A 14,991-nucleotide genomic window follows, 5' to 3' on the forward strand; every position below is an offset into this window, starting at 1 on the left:
GTCGCAAACAGCCATGAAAGCAAAGCCGCCGGCGCCCATGATGTCGCTATGGCCGCGCGCCGCTTTGGACACTTCGATGCGCTATTCGCTGTTCAACGTAATCGTCAACGGACTGACGAAGAACCTTTTCGCCGAGCGCGCCTGGCGCGATCCCGACCCCCGCCCCGCCTATGACGTGCTGGTGATCGGCGGCGGCGGCCACGGCCTCGCCACCGCCTATTATCTCGCGAAAAACCACGGGATCGCCAATGTCGCGGTGCTGGAAAAAGGCTGGATCGGCTCCGGCAACGCCGGCCGCAACACCACGATTTTCCGCTCCAACTACCTGCTGCCCGGCAATGAGCCGTTCTACGAACATTCGCTCAAACTGTGGGAGGGCCTGGAGCAGGAGCTGAACTACAATGTGATGGCGAGCCAGCGCGGCATCGTCAATCTCATCCATTCCGACGCCCAGCGCGACGCCTATGTGCGGCGCGGCAACGCCATGCGCCTCGCCGGCGCCGATTCCGAATTGCTCGACGCGGCGCAGGTGCGCAAGCTGCTGCCCTTCCTCAATTATGACGACGCCCGCTTCCCGATCAAGGGCGGCCTGCTGCAGGCCCGCGCCGGCACCGCCCGCCACGACGCCGTGGTCTGGGGTTACGCGAGAGGCGCCGACAAGCTCGGCGTCGATATTCTGCAAAACTGCGAGGTCACAGGCTTTTTGCGCGGCGCCGATGGCGCGGTGACCGGCGTCGAAACCGTGCGCGGCCCGATCCGGGCGAAGAAGGTGGCGCTGGCCGTCGCCGGCTCCTCCTCGCGCCTCGCGAGCAAACTAGACCTGCGCCTGCCGATCGAAAGCTTCGTGCTGCAAGCCTTCGTCTCCGAGGCGATCAAGCCGCTGATTCCCGGCGTCTTCACCTTCGGCGCCGGCCATTTCTACATTTCGCAGTCCGACAAGGGCGGCCTGGTGTTCGGCGGCGACCTCGATGGCTACAATTCCTACGCCCAGCGCGGCAATCTGCCGGTGATCGAGGACGTGATGGAAGGCGGCATGGCGCTGCTGCCGTTGCTCGGCCGGCTGCGCCTGCTGCGGCAATGGGCCGGCCTGTGCGACATGAGCATGGATGGCAGCCCGATCATCGACATCGGTCCCCTCCCCGGCCTCTACCTCAACGCCGGCTGGAATTATGGCGGGTTCAAGGCCACGCCGGCCTCGGGCTGGTGCTTCGCCCACACCATCGCCAGGGACGAGCCGCACCCGCTCACCGCCGCCATGCGTCTCGACCGTTTCCGCACCGGCCACGTCATCGACGAAAAGGGAGTCGGCGCCCAGCCGAACTTGCACTGATGCTGATCCCCTGCCCCTATTGCGGCGTCCGCGACGCCCAGGAGTTTTCGTACCGCGGCGACGCTATGCCGGTCCGCCCCGATCCGGCGGCGCCCGACGCCGAGGAAAAATTCCACGATTACGTCTATCTGCGCGACAACCCCGCCGGCGCGTTCAAGGAGATCTGGCATCACAGCGCCGGCTGCCGCCGCTGGGTCGAGGTCGAGCGCGACACGCTGACCCACGAGATCAAAGCCACGCGCTTCTCCGCTGAAGGGAGGCGCGCATGAGCCGGCTCGACAAAGGCGGCCTGATCGACCGCGCGCAAACCCGCCGCTTCACCTTCGACGGCGAATATTTCGAGGGTTTTCAGGGCGACACCCTCGCCTCGGCCCTGCTCGCCAATAACGTGAAGCTGGTCGGCCGCTCGTTCAAATACCACCGCCCGCGCGGCATTGTCGGCGGCGCGACCGAGGAGCCGAACGGCCTGGTCGAACTGCGCTCCGGCGCCCGCCGCGAGCCCAACACCCGCATGACCACCACCGAGCTTTACGACGGCCTGGAGGCGTTCAGCCAGAACCGCTGGCCCTCGCTCGATTTCGACGTGCTCGCGATCAACGGCCTGCTGTCGCCGTTCTTCGGCGCGGCTTTCTACTATAAAACCTTCATGTGGCCGAAGGCCGCCTGGGAAAAGTTTTATGAGCCGGCGATCCGACGCGCCGCCGGCCTGGGACGCGCCGCGCTGGAGGCCGACCCCGACGCCTACGAAAAGAGCAACGCGTTTTGCGACGTGCTGGTGATCGGCTCCGGCCCAGCCGGCCTGAGCGCCGCGCTGGCGGCGGGCCGCTCCGGCGCCAGGGTGATCCTCGCCGAGGAGGATTTTGAATTCGGCGGCCGCCTGCTCAGCGAACGCACGCCCATCAACGACGCGGCGCCGACCGAGTTCGTGGCAAAGACCCTCGCCGAATTGCGCGCCCTGCCCAACGTCCGGCTGATGCGGCGCACCTCCGTCGTCGCGATCTACGACGATTGCTATGCGGCGGTGGAGCGCGTCGGCGACCACCTCCGCACGCCGGAAAAATACAAGCCGCGCCAAATCCTCTGGCGCATCGCCGCCAAGCGCGCGGTGCTGGCGGCGGGCGCGCTCGACCGCCCCATCGTGTTCGGCGGCAACGACCGCCCCGGCGTGATGCTGGCCGCGCCGGTGCAAAGCTACGTCAACCGCTTCGCCGTCGCGCCGGCGCAACGCATGGCTGTGTTCGCCAACAATGACGCGGCCTGGACCACCGCCTTCGACGCCCACGATTCCGGCGCCGAAATCGCCATGCTAATCGACACGCGCGACGCCGTGGCGCCGGCGCTGGCCGAGGCCGCGCAGAAGCGAAACCTGCGCGTCATCCTTGGCGGCGAGGTGTTCGCCACCAAGGGCAAATGCCTTGAGAGCATCGAGATCCGCGCCAACGGTCACACGGAGCGCCTCGCGGTGGACGGCCTCGCCATGTCCAGCGGCTTCTCGCCCAATGTCGCGCTCACCTGCCACCACGGCGGCAAGCCGGTCTGGGACGAGAGCCTCGCCGCCTTCGTGCCCGGAAAATGCCCGCCGGGCCTGCATGTCGCCGGCGCCGCCGCCGGCGCCTACGCCCTGTCGGACTGCCTCGCCCAAGGCGCGGCCAAGGGCGCGCTGGCGGCGACCGAAGCGGGTTTCCAGGCGACCGCGCCGGACACGCCCAAAACCCACGACACGCCGCGGGCGCTCAAAACCTTCTGGCATGTCGAGGCGTCAAAAGGCATGGCGTTTGTCGATTTCCAAAACGACGTCTGCGCCAAGGACATCGTCCTCGCCCACCAGGAAGGTTTTGTTTCGGTCGAGCATCTCAAGCGTTACACCACGATGGGCATGGCGACGGACCAGGGCAAGCTGTCCAACGTCCCCGGCCTCGCCATCATGGCGAAACAACGCGGCAAGACCATTGCGGAGACGGGAACCACCATGTTCCGGCCGCCATGGTCGCCGGTGACGCTCGGCGCCTTCGCCGGTCATCATCGCGGCAAGGATTTTCGTCCCGCGCGGCTGACGCCGACCCACGCGCTGGCGGAAGAACTGGGCGCGGTCTTCACCGAAGCCGGCCCGTGGCTGCGCGCCGCCTATTTCCCGCGCCAGGGCGAGACCGACTGGAAGCAATCGGTGGACCGCGAGGTCCGCGCCGTGCGCGAAAATGTCGGCGTGATCGACGTCTCGACCTTCGGCAAGATTGAGTTGCAAGGCCCCGACGTCGGCAAGTTTCTGGATCGCATTTACATCAACACATTCTCGACGCTGCCGGTCGGCAAGGCGCGCTATGGCGTGATGCTGCGCGAGGACGGCTTTGTCATGGACGACGGCACGACCGCGCGTCTCAGCGAAGACCGCTGGATCATGACCACCACCACGGCCAACGCCGCCAAGGTGAGCCAGCACCTCGACTTCTGCCTGCAAGTGTTGTGGCCCGATCTCGACGTGCGCGCGGTTTCGGTCAGCGAGCAATGGGGTCAGATCGCCGTCGCCGGCCCGCGTTCGCGCGGCCTGATCGCGCAAATCGTCGATGACCCCGCCGCGATCAGCAATGACAGCCTGCCCTATATGGGCGCGGTCGAAACCAGCGTGCTCGGCGGCGTCAAGGCGCGAATCTTCCGGCTGTCCTTCTCCGGCGAACTCGGTTTTGAAATCGCTGTCCCCGCCCATGAAGCGGAGCAACTCGCGCGAAAATTGCTCGAAACCGGCGCCGAATGGGACGTCACTTTCTATGGCCTCGAAGCGCTGGCTGTCATGCGCATCGAAAAGGGCCATGTCTCCGGCCCCGAACTCAACGGCCAGACCAGCGCGGCGGATTTGGGTTTCGGCCGTATGGCCTCGACCAAGAAGGACTATATCGGCGCGGTGATGGCGCGCCGCCCCGCGCTGACCGACCCGGAACGCATGGGTTTCGTCGGCTTCAAGCCGGTGAACCCGAAAGAGGTTTTGCGCGCCGGCGCGCATGTGCTGGCCCAGGGCGCGGCGGCGACCACCGCCAACGACCTCGGCTATCTCACCAGCGCCACGGTTTCGCCCACGCTCGGCGGCGCCATCGCGCTCGGCTTCATCAAGGGGGGCGCCGCCCGAATCGGCGAGATCGTCCGCGCCTGGGACGGCGTGCGCGGAACGGATATTCCGGTCGAAATCTGCGCCCCCGCCTTCTACGACCCCAAGGGAGAGCGTCTCCATGGCTGATTTTCTCGCCGCTTTGCCGCTCGGCAAGCCGCTGCCCGCCGGCCTCTATGGCGCGCAAAATTTTGAGCGCGTCGCCCTGTGCCGCCTGCCCGTGGACGCCTGCGCTCTGGTCGCCGGCCGCGACGTCGCGGCCGTGATCGAAAAGGCCAAGGTTTTGGGCGTCGATCTGTGCGACGGCCCGCGCCGCAGCGGCGGCGACGATTGCGCCTTGATCGGAACAGGCCCCGGCCGCTGGCTGGTCCTGTCGTCCGCGAGCGGCCTCGCCGCACGGCTGGAGGCGGCATTCGCCCCGGAAGCGTCCACGTTCGAACAAGGCGGCGGCCTCGTCGTGCTGGAAGCCTCCGGCCCCACGCTGCCCGCCGTGCTGGCGAAACTGGTTCCGCTCGATCTCGCGACTTTCGCCGACGACGACGCGGCGACCGTCACCGCCGCCCATATCAATCTGACGCTGTGGCGGCATGACGCGACGCACTGGCGTTTCGCGCTCGGCCGCTCTTATTTCGCGGCGTTCCTGCGCGCCTTCGCTTGCGCAGCGGCCGAATATGGGCTGGATTGGGCCGGCTGAAGCGGAGCGCAACAGATGACGACTTTGATGCCGGTCGAGCCGGCGACGCTGACGGGCCGCGCCGTCCGGCTGGAGCCGCTGTCGCAAGACCATTGCGACGCGTTGATCGCGGCGGTGCGCGACGGCGAAATCTGGCGCCACTGGTACACGACCGCGCCCGAGCCGGAGCGGATGGCGGCCGACGTCGACCGGCGCCTCGGGCTGCTGGCGGAAAAATCCATGCTGCCGTTCACCGTCTTCGACGCCGGCGGCAAGGCCGTCGGCATGACCAGCTATATGGCGATCGACCGCAAGCATTGGCGCGTCGAAATCGGCTCGACCTGGCTGGCGCGCGGCGCCCAGCGCACCGGGATCAACACCGAGGCCAAGCTGCTGCTGCTGACCCACGCCTTTGAAACACTTGATTGCATCGCGGTGGAGCTGCGCACCCACGCGCTCAACTTCCAAAGCCGCAAGGCCATCGAACGGCTGGGCGCCAAACTCGACGGCGTCCTGCGCAATCACCAGCGCGCGCGCAACGGCACGCTGCGCGACACCTGCGTTTACAGCATTATTCAGTCGGAATGGCCGACCATTCGCGCCCATCTGCAATGGCAGGTCGACAAGCCGCAGCCCGGCGCCTGACCTGAACGCCGCGCAAACTTCCGCCGCCGCCGCGCGTTTCAGCTCCGCAAGGTTCCTAACTTCAAGGACAGCGGATGAGCGAGACGACCGAAACCCTGGCGGCGGGGTTCGACTGGCTGGCGCAGGGCCGGCGCGTGGCGCTGGCGACGGTGATCGAAACCTGGGGCTCGTCGCCGCGCCCGGTGGGCGCGCGCCTCGTCATCGACGCGGACGGCGATTTTCTCGGCTCAGTGTCCGGCGGCTGCGTCGAAGGCGACGTGATCGCGGAGGCGCTCGAAGTCATCGCGGACGGACGGCCCCGCACGCTCGACTTCGGCGTCAGCGACGAAAAAGCCTGGAGCGCCGGCCTGTCCTGCGGCGGGCGAATCTCCTTGCTGGTCGAACCCTTGCGCCCCGGCGATCCGCTGGAGGCGGCGGCGGCGGAGCAACAGCGCGGCGGCGAAGTTTTCCTGGCGACCCGCCTGTCGGACGGCGCGCGGCTGCGCGCCGACGCCCCCGACGCGCCGCCCGCCGTGCAAGAAGCCGCGCGGCGACAGAGCGGCGCCCGCGTCTCGACCGAGGCCGGCGATTATTTCGTCGAAGTCTGGCGCCCCGATCTGCGGCTGATGCTGATCGGCGCGGCGCATATCGCCCAGGCGCTGGCGCCGATGGCGTCGGCTTGCGGCTACCAGACCACCATTGTCGATCCGCGCACCGCCTTTGCGACGCCGGAGCGTTTTCCGGGCGTGGCGCTGGCGCCCGTCTGGCCGGACGCGTTTCTGGCCGACTGCGGCCTCGACGCCCGCTGCGCCGTGGTCGCGCTCACCCACGATCCGAAGATCGACGATCGCGCGCTGGCCGCGGCGCTGCGCAGCGCCGCCTTTTACATTGGCGCGCTCGGCTCGAAAAAGAGCGCGCAGGCCCGGCGGGAGCGCCTGCGCGCCAAAGGATTTGGCGAGGCCGATCTCGCCCGCATTCACGCGCCGGTCGGGCTGGACATTGGCGCGGCCGGGCCGGCCGAAATCGCCGTGTCGATCATGGCCGAGATCACCCTGAGCCTGCGGCGGCGCGTCCCGGCGGCGGCGGTCGCGCATGCCTCCTGACGCGCTTGGGGTGCGGGTCGCCGCCGTCATTCTCGCCGCCGGGCGCTCCAGCCGCATGGGCGCGCACAAACCGGCGCTCGAGCTCGACGGCAAGCCGCTGCTGCGCCATGTGCTCGACGCGGCGGACGCGGTGGGCTTCGCGGATGTGGTCGTGGTCGCCGGCGCCTGCGCCGATCAAACCCGCGCGCTGTGCGCGGGCGCGACGGCGCGGGTGGCGGTCAACGCGCGCTTCGCCGAGGGGCTTTCGACTTCGCTGCAAACGGGCCTGCGGGCGCTGGCGGACGATATGGACGCCGCCATGATCTTCCTCGCCGACATGCCCGACGTCGGCCCCGCTTTGATCCGCCGGATGATCGCGGCCTTCGACCCGGCCGCCCGCGCCATCGTCGTTCCCACGCATGAGGGCCGGCGCGGCCATCCCGTTCTCTGGGCGCGCGCCTTCTTCCCGGCATTGTTGTCGCGCACGACCGGCGATTGCGGCGCCAGACGGCTGATCGGCGAATTCGCCAGGCGGGTGCATGAAATCGAGGCGGACGACGCGGGCGTCCTGACCGATCTCGATACGCCGCAGGATTGGGCGCGGCGGCGTTTTTCCGCCGGCGTCTGACGCTTGCCCGCTGTTTTGACGGGGATCAATGTGGTGAAAATTGAAAACTGTTTCCTAGGCAAACAATTCTGAACAGGCCGAAAGCCGGCCGAGAGGAAGCGCGGGTTCGCGCTCTTGAGCCAATGAAATCAATCCTTTCCGTCACCGTCAACGGACGGCGGCGCGAAGACGCCATTCCTGACAATCTGCTGCTGATCGATTATCTGCGCGATGGGCTGGGCCTGACGGGAACCAAGCAGGGCTGCGACGGCGGCGAATGCGGCGCCTGCACGGTTCTGGTCGATGACGAGCCGCGTCTGGCCTGTTCGACGCTCGCGCTGCAGGTGCAGGGCCGCCGCGTCGAAACCATTGAGGGGCTGGCCGGCGACGGCGACCTCACCCCGCTGCAACGCGCCTTTCAGGACAAGCTCGGGACCGAATGCGGTTTTTGCACGCCCGGCATGATCCTGGCGGCCGAGGCGCTGCTGCGCCGCAATCCGCATCCCGGCCGCGAGGAGATCAAGCAGGCTCTGTCCGGCAATCTGTGCCGTTGCGCCGGTCACGCGCAGATCGTCGCGGCGGTCGAGACCGCCGCCGAATCCCGCAAGAATGAAACAGCGATGGAGGGCGCGCGATGAACACGCAAGACATGCGTATCCCCCGCGCCGACGCCTCCCAAGACAAGAGCGCGGCCAAAGTTTCCGGCAAGGCGCGCTACGCCGCCGACATTCCCGCCAACGGCGCGCTGGTCGGCCGCATTTTGCGCGCGAAAATTCCCCATGCGCGCATCGTCTCGATCGACGTGTCGCAGGCTTTGGCGCTTGAGGGCGTGGCCGCCGTCTGCACCGGCGCGGACTGCCCCGCCCCGCTCGGCGGCGCCGCGACCGAATTCCCGCTGGCGCGCGACAAGGCGCGCTATCGCGGCGAAGCCGTCGCCGCCGTCGCCGCGCGCGACGAGGCCACCGCCGAACAGGCGATCCGCCTGATCCGCGTCGAATATGAAAAGCTGCCCGCGTATTTCGACGCCAAAAAGGCCATGGGCGAGGGCGCCGAGGCGATCCACGCCGACAAGCCCGGCAATATTTTGCGCGAGGCGCACGCCACCTCCGGCGATGTGGAAGCCGGTTTCGCCGCCGCAGAACTGACGCGCGAGAAAAGCATCAAATTCGGCGAGGTCAATCCGGCGCAGCTGGAGCCGAACGCGACGCTGGTCGAAGTTGGCCGCGACGGCGGGCTGATCCTGCACGCCGCGACGCAGGCGCCGCAGGACGTGCGGGCGTGCGTAGCGCAAGGCCTCGGCATGGACGAAGCGCAGATTCGCGTCGAAAACGCGTATGTCGGCGGCGGTTTTGGCGCACGGTCGGAGTGCGCGCCTTTTGAGATCATTGCGGCGCTGCTGGCGCGCAAGGCCAAGCGCAGCGTGCGCCTAAAGCAGACGCGCGAGGAAACGTTTCTCGGCCATCGCGGTCGCCCCGAGACCCATGTCGCCGTCAAGCTCGGCATGATGAAGGACGGCCGGTTCACCGCCTGCCAGGTCCAGACCACCCAGACCGGCGGCGCCTACGCCAGCCGGAGCGCCGCCGACGGCGCCGCGCCGGGACTCTATGCGCTGCACGCCCGCCAGCACGACCTGTTGCGCGCCTGCGCCAACCTGCCGCCCTGCGGCGGCGCGGCGGGCGCGGCCGAATCCATCGCCGGCGTCGAGGCGCTGATCAACGAAATGGCCGGGGAACTTGGCCTCGATCCGCTGGCTGTCCGCGCGCTCAACGCGCCGCGCGAACTGGCGGACTGTCTTGAGGCGGTCAAGCAGGCTTCGGGCTGGGCCGAGCGGCGCGGCCAGACGCCCAAAGGACGCGGCCTCGGCCTCGCCTGCGGGCGGTTGACGGAAGGCGACGACGGCGGCGTCGCGGCGCTGGCGTTGGAAGTTTCGGTGGACGAGGTCACGGGCAAGGCGACGGCGCACAAGCTCTGGATCGCCGCCCATGTCGGCGGCGCGCTCGACCCGCGCGCGGCGGAAAGCCGGATTCGCACGGGCGTCTGGATGGGCCTGGGCCGGGCTTTGTCCGAAGAGACGCGCTATGTCGACGGCAAGATGCTGCACGGCAATCTGCTCGACTACCGCATGCCGACCCTGGTCGAAAGCCCGGACGTCGAGGTCGTCGTGATCGGCGCCGCCGACGCCGCCCCCGCCGACGCCTCCCCCGTCGATCCGCGGACGGGCGCGAACTGGGCCGCCGGCTTGAGCGCCGCCGTCATGCCCGCGCTGATGGGCGCCGTCCATGAGGCCGCCGGCGTGTGGCCGCACACTTTGCCGCTGTCGCCCGACCGCGTCAGCGATCTCCTCGACGCGCGCGACAGGGTGAAAAAATGAACGCTCTTCCCGACTTCCGCCTGCACCGGCCGGCCACGCTGGACGAGGCCGTGCGCCTGAAAGCCCAGATCGAACACCCGGCCTGCGTCGCCGGCGGCTCCGACATCCTGGTCAATCTGCGGCGCGGCCTCGCCAAGCCCGGCGACCTGATCGACCTTTCGGGCCTGCGCGACCTCGACGCCATCGAGCGCATCGGCGACGAGTTGTGGATCGGCGCGCTGACCACGCTGGCGCGGCTCACCCGCGACGGCGCCGTCGCTGCGGCCTATCCCGCGCTGGCGGAGGCGGCGGCCACGGTCGCCGGCCCCACCCATCGCGCCGCCGCCACGCTCGGCGGCAATTTGTGCCAGGACACGCGCTGCGTCTATTACAACCAGAGCGAATGGTGGCGCGATGGCAACGCCTATTGCCTCAAGCATTGCGGTGAGAAATGCCACGTCGTCGCCAAAAGCGACCGCTGCTACGCCACCTATCACGGCGATCTCGCGCCGGTGCTGATGGCGCTCGGCGCCAGCGCCATCGTGGCGCGGGCGGGGGGCCTGCGGCGCCTGCCGGTGGAGAATCTGTTCCGCGAGGACGGCGCCCATTACCTCACGCTGGCGCCCGACGAGATTCTGGCCGCCATCGCCCTACCGCCGCTGAACGGCCGCGCCGCTTATGTGAAGGGGCGGGTGCGCGAATCCGTGGATTTCCCCCTCACCGGCATCGCCGCCGCTCTCAAGCGCGAAGGCGACGTCATCGCGGCTTTGCGCGTCGCCATCACCGGCATGAATTCGGCGCCGCTGATGGTCGATGTCAGCAAGCTGATCGGCAAGCCCTGGAACGACGAGACGGCGACGCTGCTGTCGAACGCGCTGCGCAGCCGGGCGACCGCGCTCGCCACCACCCTCGCCGGTCCGAAATACCGCCGCCGCGCCATGCAGGGGCTGGCGCGCCGGCTGATGGACCAGGTGTGGGCCCATGGCTGACGCACGCGTCGGCCGGCTGGCGTCGCAACATCGCGACGCCGCCGAGCCCCCGCCCGTCTCCTATGGCGTGCTCGGGCGGTTGCTCGGCTTTCACCTGCGGCGCAGCCAGACGGCGGTGGCGGCGCATGTGATGGATCGCGTCAATCCCGAGGACGCGATCACCCCCGGCCTGTTCGGCGCGCTGGAGGTGATCGCCGCCAATGAGGGGCTGGCGCAAAGCGACCTCGCCAAGGCCATGGGCGTCGACCGTTCCAGCATCGTCAAGGCGATCGACCAGTTGGAGGCGCGCAGCCTGATCCAGCGCCTGCCCTCCGACCGCGACAGGCGGCGGCATCGCCTGTGCCTCACCCCGGCGGGACGGGCCACCTGCGCGCGGCTGCGCGAACGCTTTTTGGCGCAAGAGGCGGTGTTCCTGCAGGCGCGCCTGTCGGCCGAGGAGGTCGAAACCCTGATGGGCCTGCTGGAGCGGCTGCATGGGGCCGCCGATCCGGCCTGCCTCGCCTGAGGCGCGTCAGAGCGTCAGGCCTCGCCGCGCCATTGCGCGGCGGTGGGCTCGAACAGGCGCAGCAGATCGACCGCGCGCCGGGCGATCTGGTCGATAATGTCCGCGACGCTCTGCGGTTTTAAATAGAAGGCGGGCGCCGGCGGCATGATGATGGCGCCGGCTTCCGTCGCCGCCGTCATGGCGCGCAAATGGCCGAGATGCAGAGGCGTTTCGCGCGCCAGCAGGATCAGCGGCCGTCGCTCCTTCAAATGCACATCCGCCGCGCGCGTCAAAAGATTGTCGGCGAGGCAGTTGGCGATGGACGCCAGCGTGCGCATCGAGCAGGGCGCGACGATCATACCGCGCGTCGGGAACGAACCCGAGGCGATGGTCGCGCCGATGCTGTCGATGTCATGCACTTTGCTGGCGCGTTCGCGCAGGCGCGACAGCGCGTCCGGCCCAACCTCCTCGCGCAGCGTGAGTTCCGCCGCGCGCGAAACCACCACATGCACGTCCGCGCCGCGTTCGTCGAGAATTTCAACGATGCGCAGGCCGATGGCCGCGCCCGAGGCGCCGCTCAATCCAACGACGACGCGCGGATTCACTTGACGCCGTCGCGCTTGAACCCCGCCATCACCTGCGGCCAGAGCGCGTCCACCCGCGTCTTGACCTCCGGCGTGGTGTCGAGCTTCACGCCCCATTCCCTGTGCGTTTCCGGCCCGATCTTGTTGGTGGCGTCAATGCCGAGCTTGCCGCCGAGGCCCGATTCCGGCGAAGCGAAATCGAGATAGTCGATCGGCGTGTCCCTGATGACGGTGAGATCGCGCGAGGGATCCATGCGCGTCGCCAAGGCCCAGGCGACATCGTTCCAATCGCGGGTGTTGATGTCCTCGTCCACCACGATCACGGTTTTGGTGTAGTTGAACTGCGGCAACATGCCCCACAGTCCCATCATCACCCGCCGCGCCTGCCCCGGATACGTCTTGCGGATCGCGACGATGGCCATGCGGTAGGAGCACGCCTCCGGCGGCAGCCAGACGTCGACGATTTCAGGCAACTGCCGCTTCATGGTCGGCAGCGCCAGATCGTTCAGCACGCTGCCGATCACCGACGGCTCGTCCGGCGGGCGGCCGGTGAAGGTGCTGAGGTAAATCGGGTCGCGCCGCGTGGTGATCGCGCTTACGGTGAGCACCGGGAACTGCTCGACGCTGTTGTAATAGCCGGTGTGGTCGCCATAGGGACCCTCGGGCGCCGTCTCGGTCACGGAGACATGGCCCTCGATGACGATTTCGGCATCGGCGGGGATCATCATCGGCACGGTCAGCGCCTGCGCCACATGCGGGCGCTCGCCGCGCAGCACGCCGGAGAACCGCAGTTCCGAAACGGTTTCGGGCAGCGGCAGCACGGCGGACAGAATGGTGGCGGGATCGACGCCGATGGCGATGGCGACCGGCATGTCCTTGCCCTGCTTGGCCCAGAGCCGGTGATGCGCCGCGCCGCCGCGATGCGCCAGCCAGCGCATGATCAGGCGATTCTTGCCGAGCACCTGCATGCGATAGACGCCGATATTGATCTTGGCGGTCTCGTCGGCGTCGGTGTCCGGCGGACGGGTGATCACCAGCCCCCAGGTGATCAGCGGCGCCGGCTCGCCGGGCCAGCAGGTCTGCACGGGAATCCGGCCGAGATCGACGTCGTCGCCCTTAAAAACCTCGGCCTGGCAGGACGGGCGGGAAATCACCTGCTGCCGGGTGGACAAAGCCGCCCGCACCATCGGCCAGCGGCTCATCGCGTCTTTAAAGCCATCGACCGGCGCGGGCTCGCGCAAGGCGGCGAGCATTTCGCCCAATTCGCCGATGCGCGACAAAGCGACGCCGAAGCCGGCGGCGACGCGCTCCTGCGTGCCGAACAGGTTTGTGAGCACCGGCATGGCGGCGGGGCCTGCGGGCGAAACAGCCTTGTCGAACATCAGGGCGGGGCCGCCCGCGACCAGGACGCGGCGGTGCAGCTCGGTCATGTCGTGAACGAGGCTGACCTTTTCGCCGACGCGTGCTAACAGACGCTCCTGCTCAAGGTATTTGGCGAAGGCGCGAAGATCGCGGAAAGGCGGCAGTTCTCGAAAAGTCATAACCTGTCGTGCTTGGAAAGCCGCGCCTTCGCATTGACAAAAGTCAATGTGACGCTGAACATTTTCTGATTTGGTGGGATAATGTGGAACGCTAAAGACATCCCTCTTTTCCCCGCCGCCGGGGCCGCCGTGCTGCGATTCGCGCCGCTCACGCCCCTGTCGATGGCCGGCGCGCATCTGGTGAAGACCCTGGTCCAACGCCACCCCTCGCTGTTTTCGCGGCTGGGCGAGCAGGCGGAGAAGACCTTCCTGATCGACCCGACCGATCTGCCTTTCGCCTTCCGGCTGCAGCCGCATGGCGAGGCCCCCAGCCTTGAAGCCGTGCGCCGCGAGGACGCCGGCTTCTGGGACGCGCGCATCGGCGGCCCGCTCGCCGCGCTGCTCGGGCTGGTGCATGGCGTTTATGACGGCGACGCCCTGTTCTTCTCGCGCGATCTGGTGATCGAGGGCGACACGGAAGCGGTGCTGGCCCTGCGCAACGCCATCGACAACGAGGAGATCGACCTCGCCTCCGAAGTCGCCGCCTTGTTCGGCCCGCTGGAACATGTCGCCTCGGCCCCCGCCCGGCGCGTTTCCTCGCTCGTCGGCGCCTGGTTCGGCGTCGCCCTGACCCGCGAAGACGAGAGCCACGCATGAGCCGCCCCCAGCTTGAACTGGTCTGCCCCGCCGGCACGCCCGCGGCCTTCCGCGCGGCGATCGACGCCGGCGCCCACACGGTCTATTGCGGCTTTAACGACGAAACCAACGCCCGCAATTTCCCCGGCCTGAATTTCTCCGCCGACGAACTGGCGACCTCGATCGCCTACGCCCACAAGAAGGGCGCGCATGCGCTGGTCGCCATCAACACGTTTCCGCGCGCCGGCGCGGTCGAACTGTGGCACAGGCGCGTCGACGACGCCGCGCGTCTCCGCGCCGATGCGGTGATCCTCGCCGACATCGGCCTGCTGGATTACGCCTCGAAAAAACACCCCGACCTGCGGCTGCATCTGTCGGTGCAGGCGGCGGCGGCCAACGCCGACGCGATTCGCTTCTACGCCAAGGCCTTCGGCGTCAAGCGCGTGGTGCTGCCGCGCGTGCTGACCGTGCAGGAAATCGCGGCTGTGAACCGCGACATCGAAATCGAGACCGAAGTGTTCATCTTCGGCGGGTTGTGCGTGATGGCGGAAGGGCGCTGCTCGCTGTCCTCCTACGCCACCGGCAAATCGCCCAATATGAACGGCGCCTGCTCGCCGGCGAGTCATGTCGAATATCGCGAGGAGGACGGCGATCTCGTGTCGCGCCTCGGCGGCTTCGCCATCCATCGCGTGCATGCCGGCGAGGCCGCGCCCTACCCCACTTTGTGCAAGGGCTGCTTTGAAGCGGGCGACTACAAAGGCCATGTGTTCGAGGATCCGTCGAGCCTCGACGCCGCCGAACTCATCCCGCAACTAGCCGAAGCCGGCGTCACCGCGCTGAAGATCGAGGGACGGCAGCGCAGCCGTTCCTACACGGAATCGGTGGTGCGCAACTTCCGCAAGGCCGTGGACGATTACGCGGCGGGCCGTCCGGTCGTCGCCGGCGCCCTGCGCGGCCTGACCGAGGGCCAGACCACCACCGCAGGCTCGTATCGCAAGACGTGGCGTTGACAGGA

At 68.3% G+C, this 14,991-nt stretch carries 15 protein-coding genes; 13 read left to right on the plus strand and 2 right to left on the minus strand.

Annotated features, from left to right (window positions below; translation table 11 throughout):
• Positions 1-76 precede the first annotated feature (76 nt).
• From CFB24_RS05910 to CFB24_RS05960, 11 genes are all read left to right on the plus strand, one after another.
• Positions 77-1,330 carry a sarcosine oxidase subunit beta family protein gene (locus CFB24_RS05910; RefSeq protein ID WP_088520093.1) on the plus strand — a complete coding sequence of 418 codons (1,254 nt, stop codon included), beginning with the start codon at positions 77-79 and terminating at the stop codon, positions 1,328-1,330.
• A complete protein-coding gene (locus CFB24_RS05915; RefSeq protein ID WP_088519670.1) occupies positions 1,330-1,599 on the plus strand; it encodes a sarcosine oxidase subunit delta in 270 nt (89 codons plus the stop codon). The genes CFB24_RS05910 and CFB24_RS05915 overlap by 1 nt, the downstream gene beginning before the upstream one ends.
• A complete protein-coding gene (locus CFB24_RS05920) occupies positions 1,596-4,556 on the plus strand; it encodes a sarcosine oxidase subunit alpha family protein (RefSeq protein ID WP_088519671.1) in 2,961 nt (986 codons plus the stop codon). Before CFB24_RS05915 ends, CFB24_RS05920 begins: the two co-directional genes overlap by 4 nt.
• Complete coding sequence (locus tag CFB24_RS05925; protein WP_088519672.1) at positions 4,549-5,121, plus strand: sarcosine oxidase subunit gamma; 573 nt, start codon at positions 4,549-4,551, stop codon at positions 5,119-5,121. Before CFB24_RS05920 ends, CFB24_RS05925 begins: the two co-directional genes overlap by 8 nt.
• Positions 5,122-5,136: 15 nt before the next feature.
• Positions 5,137-5,745 carry a GNAT family N-acetyltransferase gene (locus CFB24_RS05930; protein WP_425332117.1) on the plus strand — a complete coding sequence of 203 codons (609 nt, stop codon included), beginning with the start codon at positions 5,137-5,139 and terminating at the stop codon, positions 5,743-5,745.
• Positions 5,746-5,819: 74 nt separating this feature from the next.
• A complete protein-coding gene (locus CFB24_RS05935; RefSeq protein ID WP_088519673.1) occupies positions 5,820-6,827 on the plus strand; it encodes an XdhC family protein in 1,008 nt (335 codons plus the stop codon).
• The gene (locus CFB24_RS05940; protein ID WP_088519674.1) at positions 6,817-7,434 is read left to right on the plus strand and encodes a nucleotidyltransferase family protein; all 618 of its coding nucleotides are present in this window, start codon (positions 6,817-6,819) and stop codon (positions 7,432-7,434) included. Before CFB24_RS05935 ends, CFB24_RS05940 begins: the two co-directional genes overlap by 11 nt.
• A 122-nt stretch (positions 7,435-7,556) precedes the next feature.
• On the plus strand, positions 7,557-8,051 hold the full coding sequence (locus CFB24_RS05945; RefSeq protein ID WP_088519675.1) for a (2Fe-2S)-binding protein: 495 nt from the start codon (positions 7,557-7,559) through the stop codon (positions 8,049-8,051).
• The gene (locus CFB24_RS05950; RefSeq protein WP_206605435.1) at positions 8,048-9,784 is read left to right on the plus strand and encodes a xanthine dehydrogenase family protein molybdopterin-binding subunit; all 1,737 of its coding nucleotides are present in this window, start codon (positions 8,048-8,050) and stop codon (positions 9,782-9,784) included. Before CFB24_RS05945 ends, CFB24_RS05950 begins: the two co-directional genes overlap by 4 nt.
• The gene (hcrB, locus tag CFB24_RS05955; protein ID WP_088519676.1) at positions 9,781-10,752 is read left to right on the plus strand and encodes a 4-hydroxybenzoyl-CoA reductase subunit beta; all 972 of its coding nucleotides are present in this window, start codon (positions 9,781-9,783) and stop codon (positions 10,750-10,752) included. Before CFB24_RS05950 ends, hcrB begins: the two co-directional genes overlap by 4 nt.
• A complete protein-coding gene (locus tag CFB24_RS05960) occupies positions 10,745-11,257 on the plus strand; it encodes a MarR family winged helix-turn-helix transcriptional regulator (RefSeq protein ID WP_088519677.1) in 513 nt (170 codons plus the stop codon). The genes hcrB and CFB24_RS05960 overlap by 8 nt, the downstream gene beginning before the upstream one ends.
• Before the next feature lie 14 nt (positions 11,258-11,271).
• On the opposite strand, the gene CFB24_RS05965 is transcribed toward CFB24_RS05960, so the two are convergent.
• Positions 11,272-11,841: a UbiX family flavin prenyltransferase gene (locus CFB24_RS05965; RefSeq protein WP_244593086.1), complete on the minus strand. Its 570-nt coding sequence runs from the start codon at positions 11,839-11,841 to the stop codon at positions 11,272-11,274.
• Positions 11,838-13,361, minus strand: a complete 1,524-nt coding sequence (locus CFB24_RS05970) for a UbiD family decarboxylase (protein ID WP_088519679.1) — start codon at positions 13,359-13,361, stop codon at positions 11,838-11,840. The genes CFB24_RS05965 and CFB24_RS05970 overlap by 4 nt, the downstream gene beginning before the upstream one ends.
• A gap of 81 nt (positions 13,362-13,442) precedes the next feature.
• Here CFB24_RS05970 and ubiT point away from each other — a divergent pair, with 81 nt between their 5' ends.
• Together ubiT and ubiU are read left to right on the plus strand one after the other, a co-directional pair.
• Positions 13,443-13,997 (plus strand): ubiquinone anaerobic biosynthesis accessory factor UbiT, encoded by a 555-nt coding sequence (gene ubiT / locus CFB24_RS05975; RefSeq protein WP_170068140.1) that lies wholly within the window; start codon positions 13,443-13,445, stop codon positions 13,995-13,997.
• Entirely contained in the window at positions 13,994-14,986 is a 993-nt protein-coding gene (gene ubiU, locus CFB24_RS05980) for a ubiquinone anaerobic biosynthesis protein UbiU (protein WP_088519680.1), read from the plus strand. The genes ubiT and ubiU overlap by 4 nt, the downstream gene beginning before the upstream one ends.
• Positions 14,987-14,991 lie beyond the last annotated feature (5 nt).

The organism is Rhodoblastus acidophilus (assembly GCF_900187365.1).
In the GTDB taxonomy this organism is placed as follows: domain Bacteria; phylum Pseudomonadota; class Alphaproteobacteria; order Rhizobiales; family Beijerinckiaceae; genus Rhodoblastus; species Rhodoblastus acidophilus.

Bases quoted from the DNA above. Each gene is read 5' to 3' on its own strand.
- CFB24_RS05970 (WP_088519679.1), bottom strand. From the start codon at position 13,361: ATGACTTTTCGAGAACTGCCGCCTTTCCGCGATCTTCGCGCCTTCGCC.
- CFB24_RS05945 (WP_088519675.1), top strand. From the start codon at position 7,557: ATGAAATCAATCCTTTCCGTCACCGTCAACGGACGGCGGCGCGAAGAC.
- CFB24_RS05950 (WP_206605435.1), top strand. From the start codon at position 8,048: ATGAACACGCAAGACATGCGTATCCCCCGCGCCGACGCCTCCCAAGAC.
- CFB24_RS05940 (WP_088519674.1), top strand. From the start codon at position 6,817: ATGCCTCCTGACGCGCTTGGGGTGCGGGTCGCCGCCGTCATTCTCGCC.
- CFB24_RS05915 (WP_088519670.1), top strand. From the start codon at position 1,330: ATGCTGATCCCCTGCCCCTATTGCGGCGTCCGCGACGCCCAGGAGTTT.
- CFB24_RS05910 (WP_088520093.1), top strand. From the start codon at position 77: ATGCGCTATTCGCTGTTCAACGTAATCGTCAACGGACTGACGAAGAAC.
- ubiT (WP_170068140.1), top strand. From the start codon at position 13,443: ATGTGGAACGCTAAAGACATCCCTCTTTTCCCCGCCGCCGGGGCCGCC.
- ubiU (WP_088519680.1), top strand. From the start codon at position 13,994: ATGAGCCGCCCCCAGCTTGAACTGGTCTGCCCCGCCGGCACGCCCGCG.
- CFB24_RS05920 (WP_088519671.1), top strand. From the start codon at position 1,596: ATGAGCCGGCTCGACAAAGGCGGCCTGATCGACCGCGCGCAAACCCGC.
- CFB24_RS05960 (WP_088519677.1), top strand. From the start codon at position 10,745: ATGGCTGACGCACGCGTCGGCCGGCTGGCGTCGCAACATCGCGACGCC.
- CFB24_RS05930 (WP_425332117.1), top strand. From the start codon at position 5,137: ATGACGACTTTGATGCCGGTCGAGCCGGCGACGCTGACGGGCCGCGCC.
- CFB24_RS05925 (WP_088519672.1), top strand. From the start codon at position 4,549: ATGGCTGATTTTCTCGCCGCTTTGCCGCTCGGCAAGCCGCTGCCCGCC.
- hcrB (WP_088519676.1), top strand. From the start codon at position 9,781: ATGAACGCTCTTCCCGACTTCCGCCTGCACCGGCCGGCCACGCTGGAC.
- CFB24_RS05935 (WP_088519673.1), top strand. From the start codon at position 5,820: ATGAGCGAGACGACCGAAACCCTGGCGGCGGGGTTCGACTGGCTGGCG.